Origin of the sequence: Halobacillus litoralis, from assembly GCF_004101865.1 — a bacterium.
Taxonomy (GTDB): domain Bacteria; phylum Bacillota; class Bacilli; order Bacillales; family Halobacillaceae; genus Halobacillus; species Halobacillus litoralis_A.
This window is the reverse complement of the sequence record NZ_CP026118.1, coordinates 3,193,288-3,204,767: the sequence shown is the minus strand read 5'-3', so window position 1 is coordinate 3,204,767 and position 11,480 is coordinate 3,193,288. Positions and strand designations below refer to the sequence as shown.

Annotated in this window: 10 protein-coding genes; 6 read left to right on the top strand and 4 right to left on the bottom strand. The window is 42.0% G+C overall.

Translation table 11 applies throughout. The features are described from left to right. Positions 1–35 precede the first annotated feature (35 nt). From HLI_RS15835 to HLI_RS21755, 4 genes are all read left to right on the top strand, one after another. Positions 36–1,757: a DUF2334 domain-containing protein gene (locus HLI_RS15835; RefSeq protein ID WP_128525884.1), complete on the top strand. Its 1,722-nt coding sequence runs from the start codon at positions 36–38 to the stop codon at positions 1,755–1,757. Then, positions 1,750–3,030, top strand: a complete 1,281-nt coding sequence (locus HLI_RS15830) for a glycosyltransferase family 2 protein (RefSeq protein WP_128525883.1) — start codon at positions 1,750–1,752, stop codon at positions 3,028–3,030. Before HLI_RS15835 ends, HLI_RS15830 begins: the two co-directional genes overlap by 8 nt. A gap of 26 nt (positions 3,031–3,056) precedes the next feature. Continuing rightward, positions 3,057–4,151: a glycosyl hydrolase family 8 gene (locus HLI_RS15825; protein ID WP_128525882.1), complete on the top strand. Its 1,095-nt coding sequence runs from the start codon at positions 3,057–3,059 to the stop codon at positions 4,149–4,151. 457 nt (positions 4,152–4,608) lie between these two features. Further along, complete coding sequence (locus HLI_RS21755) at positions 4,609–4,761, top strand: hypothetical protein (RefSeq protein ID WP_164908587.1); 153 nt, start codon at positions 4,609–4,611, stop codon at positions 4,759–4,761. Positions 4,762–4,892: 131 nt separating this feature from the next. On the opposite strand, the gene HLI_RS15820 is transcribed toward HLI_RS21755, so the two are convergent. Next, positions 4,893–5,651 carry a fumarylacetoacetate hydrolase family protein gene (locus HLI_RS15820; protein ID WP_128525881.1) on the bottom strand — a complete coding sequence of 253 codons (759 nt, stop codon included), beginning with the start codon at positions 5,649–5,651 and terminating at the stop codon, positions 4,893–4,895. 156 nt (positions 5,652–5,807) lie between these two features. On the opposite strand from HLI_RS15820, the gene HLI_RS15815 reads away from it, so the two are divergent. Continuing rightward, entirely contained in the window at positions 5,808–6,734 is a 927-nt protein-coding gene (locus tag HLI_RS15815) for a prenyltransferase (RefSeq protein ID WP_128525880.1), read from the top strand. 293 nt (positions 6,735–7,027) lie between these two features. After that, the gene (locus tag HLI_RS15810) at positions 7,028–8,383 is read left to right on the top strand and encodes a glucoamylase family protein (protein ID WP_241655869.1); all 1,356 of its coding nucleotides are present in this window, start codon (positions 7,028–7,030) and stop codon (positions 8,381–8,383) included. Positions 8,384–8,662: 279 nt separating this feature from the next. On the opposite strand, the gene HLI_RS15805 is transcribed toward HLI_RS15810, so the two are convergent. From HLI_RS15805 to HLI_RS15795, 3 genes are all read right to left on the bottom strand, one after another. Then, a complete protein-coding gene (locus HLI_RS15805; RefSeq protein ID WP_128525878.1) occupies positions 8,663–9,652 on the bottom strand; it encodes a LacI family DNA-binding transcriptional regulator in 990 nt (329 codons plus the stop codon). 62 nt (positions 9,653–9,714) lie between these two features. Then, positions 9,715–10,545, bottom strand: coding sequence for a carbohydrate ABC transporter permease (locus tag HLI_RS15800; protein WP_128525877.1), 831 nt, complete (start codon positions 10,543–10,545; stop codon positions 9,715–9,717). Between the two features lie 19 nt (positions 10,546–10,564). Further along, complete coding sequence (locus HLI_RS15795; RefSeq protein ID WP_128525876.1) at positions 10,565–11,449, bottom strand: carbohydrate ABC transporter permease; 885 nt, start codon at positions 11,447–11,449, stop codon at positions 10,565–10,567. Positions 11,450–11,480 lie beyond the last annotated feature (31 nt).

Genomic DNA, 11,480 nt, shown 5'->3' with positions numbered 1-11,480 from the left:
AACAATATAATCGATCAAATAAAGGAGGAGAACCGGTGAAGAAATTGTTGCTACTTATCTCTTTCCTTACTCTTATTGGTTTCTGTCTTCCCACATCCATTTTTGCAAATAGTGGTGGTGAATCATCAAAGGTTCTAGTCGTTTACTCTGAAAAAAACCCAGTAGAAGAGAATCACAAAAGATTGGACTTACTTCTCAGTCATTTCACAACGGACATTGAATATGTGCGCGATGTGGATTTTTCATCCGAAGATACTGAGGAAATCACTCATCTGTTCTATCACGGAGGTAAACAACAGAAACTGCCAGATGCTTTAGTGAAAGCGATACAAACATACGAAGGTAAAATCGTTGCGTTCGGACATAATACAGAACAATTTGGCTCCCGGTACAATTTTGCCACACCCATGGGACTGGAAAACTTCAACGAATTATACTTGACCGCCAAACCCGAAGAAAAAATAGAAACGGAGATTCATAATGTCTTTAATATCAAAGCAGACAAAACAGCGGAAGTCTTAGCATGGGCTAAAGCTGGACATATAGAATATCCATTAATCACTAAAAAAAATAAGGTTTACTATGTAGGTTCAAAACTATTAATTTCGCCTTTCTCCCTCTTATTAGGGGAAGTGTTGCACGAAGTATTCGAGACAGCTCATACAAATGATAATCCTGGGTATATGAGGTTGGAAGATGTTCATCCACTTGTAGATCCGGTGAAATTAAAAGAAGTAGCAGATGTGCTGATAGACAAAAACATTCCATTCATGGTTGCTGTCATCCCTGTATATGTCAATCCTGAAACAGGTGCCAATGTCCATATGTCGGACCACCCCGAGGTACTTGATGTTCTGAAGTATATGCAGAAAAATGGCGGATCTGTTGTATTACACGGATACACACATCAATACCGATCAACAGAAACAGGGGAAGGTTTCGAATTTTGGGATGTCGAGAACAATACGCCAATTTACAAAGAAGCGGATGACAATCAGCCGATCAAGAATCCTCATGATTTTAAGACTGACCTGGAGTATGAAAGCTATTTAGCAACGTTGGAAGAATTTGAAAGACAATATATTACTGACAAAGTGAATAAAGGGATGAGTGAGATGCTCGGTTTCGGTATAACACCATTAGCATTCGAAGCCCCCCATTACACGATGTCGCAAAACGGATACCAAACCATCGCAAAACATTTCTCACACTATGTCGGACAAGTGCAATTGAGTGACAAGGATTGGGAGATCATGGATGGTGCCCCTTATATAACACAACCATCTTTCTTAGGTGGGATGACACTTTTACCCGAGACTTTAGGTTATGTCCAACCTGAAAACCCTGATGCGATAGAAGAAATCATCGACACCGCTGAGGAGCAATTGATCGTTAGAGATGGAATTTTATCGGTTTTTTATCATCCATATCTTGGAGTTGAGGGTTTTAAGAAACTTGTCAATCGTTTAGAGAAATTTCCAATTGACTGGATTGATTTGAAAGAAGAGAACACTACAGTGAATACATCTGATGTTTCCATTAAAAGTTCAGGAGAAAAAGTATCGGTCAATCAAACCCGGATTGCCTCAATTACAACATCTAAGATAAGCTTCACCTACTTCATCAGGAATATTATAGATAAAATTACATGGGCTATGGTAGGAACAGGAACATTAGCCGTAATTGTCTTCTTCAGTTATACGATTGTCTCTTATAGACGCTTGGCTAAAGAAGAACGGAGGGATGAAGTTGGCTGACCTATTTTTATACATTTCACTATTCCTGATTTGGTTGATGTTATTTTATCACATGTTTCTCATGCAGGGCGGGTATCTCCATGCTCAGAGTTACAAAAAGACCGCAGACAAATGGAAGAAGGCCGCAAATGGCTCACCTTCAGTGAGTGTCCTCATTCCTGCCCATGACGAAGAAGTTGTCATTGAGGATACTCTGGATGCTATGCTTCGTTTGAATTACCCTCTTGATAAATTGGAAGTCATTGTGATTAATGATAATTCGAGTGATAATACAGGAAAAATCGCTGATGCTTATGCAGATAAACACGCTAATATCAAAGTCGTCCATACGAAACCTCCCCATGCTGGCAAAGGCAAATCAGGAGCGTTGAATCAAGGATTAAAGGCTGCTTCTGGAGAAGTGATCATCGTATATGATGCGGACAACACTCCAGAAGCTGACGCCGTCCGCTACCTCACTTTAGGGCTGCAGAATGACCCGAAAGCAGGTGCTGTCGTCGGGAAATTCCGCGTTACAAACAGTAACCGCAACTTGATGACCCGGTTAATTAACATTGAAACGATAACATTCCAGTGGTTGGCTCAGGCAGGACGCTGGTTCTGGTTTAAGATGTCTACAATTCCAGGGACAAATTTCGCGATCAGGCTTTCCATTTTAGACAGGTTAGGAGGCTGGGACGAAAAAGCTCTCTCTGAAGATACAGAACTCAGCTTCCGAGTGTATGATTTAGGTTACCACATCCGTTTCTTCCCGGCTGCTATTACATGGGAACAAGAACCAGAGAACATAAAAGTTTGGTGGAAACAAAGAACACGCTGGGCAAGAGGGAATGAGTATGTAATATTAAAGTACCTTCTTAACTTTCATCGGTTAAAAAAGAAGAAGGTCGCCATTGACCTTGTCTATTTTCTTTTCACATACCTTTTATTTTTCGGAGGGGTTATCGTTTCCCACACTTTATTCATCATGAATTTATTTTGGGACTTGAATCTGTCAGTCGGCATCGTGTCTTACTTATTACTCATTCTCGGCTTTTTATTATTCGTAACAGAAGTGACCTTAGCGCTGAGCTTTGAGAAGAATCAGCTGACATGGAAAAACTTCTGGATCATCCTATTCATGTATTTCACTTACTCCCAACTATGGATCATCTTAGTGGTCTATGCCACATATCTTGAAACGAAACGGGTGCTCTTCAATCAAGAAGTCACTTGGTACAAAACACAGAGATTCAAAGAAAAACATCAAAAAGAAAAAAGATCTGCTTCTTAATAAAAGGAGCATAGGTAGGTGAGGAGTTGAAAAAGATCCCCATATTCATTATTTTTTTCATATTTGCAGCTTTGACCATCACCTTTTTCACGACATGGAACTCTGGGAGAAGCAACACGGATACCCATCAATTCATTAATCAATGGATGAGAAATGAGAATGGCACACTAGCGACCAACATCCACCAGAGTACGGCACAAGATTCAGATGAAGTCCAGGGGAGAGAGGCTTTATCTGAATCTCTTGGATTACTTATGCTTTATGCGATTGAAACCGAAGACAAACCAACATTTGACCAAAGTTATCACACCCTTGTAAACCTGTTCATGGAAGAAAGTGGTTTCGTTTATTGGAAGCTGACGAAAAATGGGAAAGTTGAAGACCCCACTAACGCTCTAGTTGACGACCTCAGGATTGTCAAAGCTTTGACTGAAGGGTATCTATTGTGGCAGGAATCAAAATATAAAGACACAGCTAACCAGATCAGTCATTTCCTGGGTAAAAATATGATGAATAAATCAACCTTGACGGACTTCTATGACCGTTCAAATGAAGCCCGTTCTGACACCATCACACTTTCCTATTTAGACATTGAAGCATTGAAGATTCTGGTACAAAACAATCACATTACAAATGACAGTTATATGAGGATGATCGAATTATCAACAGGATTTCCTCTTAAAAATGGACTAGCTCCTAAATCCTATCGAATAGATAGGAATGAATATTTGTACGATGATGAAGTAAACATGATCGATCAACTTCTGGTCGCTTTGAACAAATCACAGTTAAGTGAAAACTCTAAAGGTCTTATAGAATTTATATACTCAGAACTGAATAATAAAGGCATATTATATGGGGAATACAATATTGAAACCCTCAAGCCTTCAGTCGACTATGAATCACCGGCTGTGTATGGCCTGTTGATTATGCTATCAATAGAAATTGAAAATAAAAAGCTGGCTCTCAAAGCTTATGAACGTATGATAGAATTCAGGTCACCTGGAACGAAATATCGAGGAGCGTATTCTATTTCTCCCGAGGGAAATACCCATATTTTTGATAATCTAGTGCCTTTATTATCTATAGAAAAATTGAAGAACAAAGGTTGGATTTCATAAGTTACCCACCTCTCAATTAAATGAAAAATCCGTGTGATGGCAAGAGTCTCACGTATATTTTAATATTCCTTTTCAACTTTAATATGGCTGGCTCTTCTCAACTTACCTCTTAGATTATTCCGTTCCCCCATTGGGAATCAGATTGTCTCTTTTTTGGAGAAAGGAAATGAGAGGTCTCAGGAAGCGTGGCCAGCTATTCCAGCATCAAGAACTTTACAAGGCCTTCGCTCAGCAACAATTGCATATGGAATAATCATTTGTACGCACTTGGCAGACTCCTGCTCGTACCCGCGGAAAGCGAAGTATGATGGAGGCCACTGAAGAACTGCAACTTTTTGAGTTATGCATCAAATCGGCTTCTTTCAATGTACAAGGAAAAAGAGTGATTTTCTTTGTTTTTAAATCAAAGAAAATCACTCTTTTTAGGTGGCCTCGTTGCTTCCACGAGGAGCGTTCGGTGGTGACGCCTGCGGGAACAGCGCGAGCCGAAGATCCACTTGGTCAAGTGATCTTCTTGACCAAGTTAGCTGAGGCCGTGCCCGCGGCAAGCACCTACCGACAAGCGATTCGTGAGAAGCAACAACCAACGTTAACAGCTCCTCTAGATTGAGAAGGTTTTTTCAGTGACCACAAGTATGATGCCGGAGCGGCGTATGCATTTATTGCTTCATAAAGAAAACCCGAACAAATTCATTCGGGTTTTCTAGCGGCAAAATTCTTTTGTCCCAGCCACCTTCTCATTTACTCTTTTACAGCGTTGGTAAGTTTACCGATTCCCTCAATCTCAATTTCGACTTGATCACCAGGTGAAAGCGGGCCGACGCCTGATGGTGTTCCTGTCAAAATGACATCCCCTGGTTTAAGTGTCATCACTTCTGTCACCTTCACCAATAAATCTTCCACACTATGAATCAAATCACTCGTATTGGACTGCTGTTTGATATTCCCATTCAGTGAAAGTTTGATCCCTGTACGATTCGGATCAAGTTCTGTCTCGATGGCAGGGCCAAGCGGCTTGAAAGTGGCGAATGACTTCGCTCTTGTGAACTGCCCATCTTTCTTTTGTAAGTGCCGATTGGAAATATCGTTGCCCATCGTGTAACCGAAAACGTAAGAAAGAGCATCTTCCTTCGTCACATGTTTCGCTTCTTTTCCAATTACTACAGCAAGCTCTGCTTCATAGTCGATCCGATGGTCCATGTTCGGCAGTTCGATTTTCTCCCCATCAGCTATCACAGCACTTGGTGAAACCATGAACATCATCGGTTCCTCTGGCAGCGGCTTTCCCGTTTCTTCTGCATGGAGTGCATAATTAAGTCCAATCCCGATCACCTGAGACGGTTCGACAGGTGGCAGGAGTGTCACTTCATCCAAATCATATGTAACTGAACTTTTTTCAATAGCTCCCTTCAGGTAATCACCTTTCAATTGAGTGATCGTTTCCCCTTCCAATAGACCAAAACAAACTTCTCCACTCGTTTGAAAACGCAAATATTTCATAAGCTTTCCTCCTTTGATCTGTTTAATATATTGTAAACCTATTACATGTATAGGTGAAGGATTTCCACCTCAAAGCTTGATATCTCTTTCAAACGGGTATGTTATATTTAAAAATACCAGACCCATTATACTTTAAAATAAAGGAGTTGTTTTAATATGTTCAGCCAAGCCCTCACAACCTTAAAGGGAGGATGGCTTCTGCTTCGAGCAGTGGCGGTTATTTCCTCAAGCATGGCTACCATCGTATCTACAATTCTCCCTCTATATCTATATTTCTCCATCTCAGGTAATACATTGGTGACGACCTTCACCCTCCTGGTCGTCGGTGCTATCATGATCCATGGAATCCTGACCCATATCTTGAACGACTACATAGACGATCAATCCGGGACTGATGCCAATAGTCCTGCAATATTGTCAGGAGGGAGCCGAGTGATTCAAACCGGTTTAATTTCCTCTTCAACAATGTGGCGTTTAGGCAAAGGATTGATTGTCACTTTATGCATCATAGTACTTACTCTACTGTTCTTTCAATATTATAAGCTGGCCATCTTGTTATCTATCGGTCTCTGGGGCGCAATCTCTTATTCCCTTCCCCCTTTACGGTTAAGTTACCGTCCGTTTGTCGGAGAATGGCTGTCAACTTTCCCGTCTGTTTTCTTTCTCGGTCTTGCCGGAGCCTGGTTAACTATGGAAACGGTGCCACTATGGGCCATACAAAATGCCACCATCAACGCTTTGTTTTGTATTGCCTGGGTCATGATTCACCACATTCCTGATCGGGAAGCAGACCAACAGGCTTCACCTACTAAACGTACGAGTGTCGTATGGGCGGTCAACAAGTTCGGAAGTGGTTTCAGCCGCCTGCCAGCCCTTATATATTTCGGGATGACAGGTCTTTGCGTTTTCTGGCTTGGCTTTGATCGTATTTATGCGGCCCTCGGTCTCGCCGTCATCATCATCGCAACGATCTCCCTGATTGTGAAAATGGACATTCATAATCATCAGCAGGTTTCCAATTATGAGAAGATGACTCTCGTTTTTGCTATGGTAAATGCTCTATGGTTAGGGATTTTCATTTAAGAAATACAGCTGATCAGTCCTTTTTCTGACATTTCCCATTGCAAATCTTCTATATTTCCTGGGAAATCATGATGGTTTGTGTAGAAGCATAGGCCGTTGATGCCTGAGTCGCACTTTTCAGCAGCAACAGTGCGACTCAGGCATCTCCTAAACCATTTCCTCTTTTTTCCTCCTACAAAATAACCAATCTGAATACTCTGATAAATGCTACTATTACATTATTTACGTTCCCTTTCATGTTATGTACACTTAAATCGAAACGTTTCACTAAATCCATGAAAGGACGTGTTTTTTTGAGAAAGTTGTCTGCTCTACTCTTAGTTTTGCTCCTCACTATAAGCGCAGGGCTTCCATCTGCCACCATTGCCAAACAACCGTCAAAAGGAAAAGAAGTCGCTTTATCCAAACAATTGAAAGCGATTTCAAAACAGACCTACCGTTACTTTGAAGAATTCACCGTAGAAGAGACCGGCCTCACCTATGATGCAATCCGATATGACGATAACGGTGAAATGATCCCGCAAAAACATACATCCCCTACGAACATAGGCATTTACATGATGAGCACAATTGCAGCAGAAGAAGCTGGTCATTTATCGCACAAGAAAGCTAAGGAAAAAATCAAAACCACACTGGACACTCTTGAAGATATGGAAAAATGGAATGGCTTGTTTTACAACTGGTACAACACATCTGATGGATCCTTATATACAGATTGGGGCGAGTTCATTTCTACCGTGGATAATGGATGGCTTTCTGCAGGCTTGATCGTCGTCGGCCAAGCTTACCCTGAACTTCATGATCAATCGGATGAAATTGTACAGAATATGGATTATTCCACCCTCTACACACCTGAAGTGGGCCAGATGAGAGGGGGATATGATGTAGCTGCTGAGAGTTACACCGCCCACCATTACGGAGCTTTTTACACAGAACCTCGTGTAGCTAGTTATATCGCTATCGGAAAGGGGGATGTCCCTGAAGAACATTGGTGGAAGATGCATCGGACAATGCCGGAGAGCTGGGACTGGCAGGCACAGGTCCCAGAAGGATATATGGAAACGTATGATGGAGTAGATGTATTTGAAGGACACTATAGCTACAACGGCACAAAATATGTACCTAGTTGGGGCGGAAGCATGTTCGAAGCTCTCATGCCACCCCTCGTTTTGAAAGAACAAGAACTCGGCAAAGATGCGCTTGGCCTCAATAACCAACGGCATGCTGAGATTCAGATTGAATATGCTAAAGAACAAGGGTATGCAGCATGGGGGATGTCTCCAGCCGCTACACCAGAAGATTACTCCGAATTCGCTGCCACACCACTAGGGATGGACGGCTATGAATCAGATGGAACAGTCACCCCTCACGCTACATTCTTAGCACTGGATTACGCACCAATGGAAGCATTCAAAAATATCCAGCAATTGAAACGTTTCGATATATATGGGAAATACGGTTTTCTGGATTCTGTGAATGTGGAAACCGGGGAAGTTACAAACGCTTATCTCGCTCTTGATCAGGGCATGACAATGGTTTCAATCATCAATTACCTGAAAGATGGCGTGATCAGAGATTACTTCCATGAATCAGATATCGGAAAAGCACCTGAAGAACTGCTCATCAAGGAAGAATTCTCCATCAAATAAAAAAGAGCTTGGGACTAAATGATAACTTAGCCACTGGAAAAGACGAACAATATAGTAGAATGGATCAAATGGAGTGAAGGCAACACACGTAGACTCCCTGCGGGAACAGCACGAGGTGAAGTCCCCGGAACAAAGCGAGCTTTGTTCCGGGGGCTGAGGCCGTGCCGGCGAAAAGCGAAGTATGTTGCCGGAGTGGCGTATGTTCATAATGAAAACCCGAACAAATTTCGTTCGGGTTTTCTAGTGGGAAAATTCTTTTATCCCAGTCTCTTTTTATTTTCACTTCATTTTTACAGAAGAACGCTCCACCAATTCTGTCGAAAGATTGAACGACTTCTCTACTTTTTCTCCAGCCAACATTTGAAAGATCATATGGACCGCTAACGCACCCGCTTCGTACTTCGGCTGCCTCACAGTCGTTAGTGGTGGATTTACGTACTCAGCTAATTGGATGTCGTCAAATCCCACAATTGAAATATCAGCAGGGACCTGGATACCTTTTTCCTTGAAGGCCTGCAGACCGCCGACAGCCATTTCATCATTGGCATAAAAAATAGCATCCGGTAAATTCTGCTGGGCAATCAACATCTTGGTAGCCCTGTAGCCGCCTTCCCTAGTAAAGTCTCCACTGATTTTCAGACGGGATTGAAACGGAATGTCATAGTGCTCTAATGCATCAGAAAATCCAGTGAATCGTTCCTCGTTATCATGTGAATCCATGGGACCACTTACATAACCGAGTGACCGATGTCCTTTTTCAATAAGGTGTTCGGTGGCTTCAAAGGCACCCTGGCGGTTATTGACTTCCACATGGATCGCATATGGATTTTGTACTTCACGATCCAAAACGACGATGGGAAAGTCTTCCCTGGCTGATTCTTCAATCAACTGGGTTTGAATATTATTGGCCAGAATAATCGCACCATCGACCCGTTTTTCTCTGAGGAATTTCGTCGCCGTCGAGCGGCTTCCTCCCACAGAACTGCAAGCAATCAAGTCGTATTGATTGCTTGCCGTCACTTCTTGGACACCTTTGATGAGTTCGGAAAAATACGGGCCGGACATGTCACTTAAAATCAATGCGATCGTATTTGTTTTGGTACGTTTCAAGTCAGAAGCGAAACCGTTCTTCTGGTAATTCAGTTCTCTTGCGGCTCTCATAACTTTTTCGATCGTAGCTCCACTGACTTTCGAACTGCCATTCAAGGCATAGGAAGCCGTGGATAGAGCTACTCCCGCTCGTTTAGCCACATCTTTGATCGTAGCCATAATAATCCTCCGTTTGTATGGGTTCGTAATTCCATTGTAACAGTTTTCATAATGATATCGCTTTATTTGATTCCAGACATTGTGAACCCTTCGACAATGTATTTTTGAAAAAAGGAAAATATGATGATGATCGGGACGACCATGAATGCTGCACCTGCCATTTGAAGAGCGAAATTATTGGCATACTGTCCTTGCAATAAGGAAAGCCCAACAGATAAAGTGTACAAGCTTTCATCATTAGCAATGATCAATGGCCACAGGAAACTGTTCCATCCAGCAATGAAAGTCAAAATTCCCTGCACGGCAAAAATCGGTTTTGCAATGGGCATGACGAGCCGGAAAAAAATATAAAATTCACCTGCACCATCAAGTCGCGCCGCTTCAATCAAGTCGTCAGGGACTGTGGTCATGAACTGCCGGAACAAAAAGATACTGAAGGCTACAGCTAATCCAGGCAGTACAATTCCGGTCATCGTATTCGTCAGTCCCATAGCATTCAACAAAAGATAGACTGGAATCATCGTCACCTGACCAGGAATCATCATCGTGGCTAACACGATATAGAAGACTTTTTCTCTTCCTTTGAATTCATATTTAGCGAAACCGTAGCCCGCCATCGCATTGAATAACAGCCCCAGAAAAGAAAATAAGACGATGATCAGCGTATTTTTCAAATACACTGCAAAGTTCATATTCGTAAACAAATTGATGTAGTTTTCAATCGTGGGGTTATCCGGGATTATCGTCGGCGGGATCGACAAAACTTCACTCTCCGGCTTGAAAGAACTGGAGATCATCCATAGGAATGGAATGGACACGAGTACGCCTCCGGCAACCATGATGAAGATGACAAGCGCCTGCTCCCATTTATTTTTCTTAGTCGCTACTGCCATTACCCTCAACTCCTTTCTCTTAATACTCCGTATCTGATTTTCTGAATTTGAATTGGAGAACAGTGACAAGGATGATCATAGCGAACAGTACAAATGATCCTGCAGCTGCGTAACCGAATTCGCTGAACTGGAAGCCTTCTTTATAAATGAATAGCGCAATGGATATCGTTCCATCCAATGGTCCGCCATCTGTCATGACGAAAGGCTCTTCGAAGAATTGCATCCAGCCGATCAATGTAGTTACGGTCACAAAGAACGTGGCGTATCGCAATAATGGTAAAGTCACATTAAAGAGCACCTGCAACCTGTTCGCTCCATCCATTTCAGCTGCTTCATAATACGATTTCGGGATTCCTTGCAAAGCAGCAAGGAAGATTATCATATTGATACCGATTCCTTTCCAGACAGCTAGTAAAATCAATGAAAGCTTAGCGATCGTCGGCTCTTCCAGCCAAGGAACATTTTCAACAGAAAGAAGTGATAGCAAGTAGTTGAAAAGACCGTATTCTGTGTTATATAAGTAACCCCAAATGACAGCAACCGCGATAATGTTCGTTATCGATGGCATGTAATACACTGCACGGAACGTCGTGAAGAGTTTGCTTGTTCCATAATTCAATAGTAAAGCGATGGATAATGAACAAATAATGACCAACGGAACACCGATCAAGACATAAAAGATCGTATTGAAAATCGATTTAATGAAAGTAGAATCCGAAAAAAGGGCGATATAATTCTCTAATCCTATGAATGTCACGGAAGACCAATCAGCAAGGCCCTTCAAGTTCATATCCGTAAAACTAATGACAAACGCGATCAGAATAGGAATTAAACTGAATAATGATAACAAAATGACAGCTGGCGCTATGAACATATAAGGGTGTCTGTTTTTGAACTGCTTCATGAATACCCACCTATCTAAACTGACGTGTATG

Excerpts from the sequence above, each read along its gene's own strand:
- HLI_RS15820 (WP_128525881.1), bottom strand. The coding sequence starts at position 5,651 with ATGAAATATTTGCGTTTTCAAACGAGTGGAGAAGTTTGTTTTGGTCTA.
- HLI_RS15815 (WP_128525880.1), top strand. The coding sequence starts at position 5,808 with ATGTTCAGCCAAGCCCTCACAACCTTAAAGGGAGGATGGCTTCTGCTT.
- HLI_RS15805 (WP_128525878.1), bottom strand. The coding sequence starts at position 9,652 with ATGGCTACGATCAAAGATGTGGCTAAACGAGCGGGAGTAGCTCTATCC.
- HLI_RS15800 (WP_128525877.1), bottom strand. The coding sequence starts at position 10,545 with ATGGCAGTAGCGACTAAGAAAAATAAATGGGAGCAGGCGCTTGTCATC.
- HLI_RS15795 (WP_128525876.1), bottom strand. The coding sequence starts at position 11,449 with ATGAAGCAGTTCAAAAACAGACACCCTTATATGTTCATAGCGCCAGCT.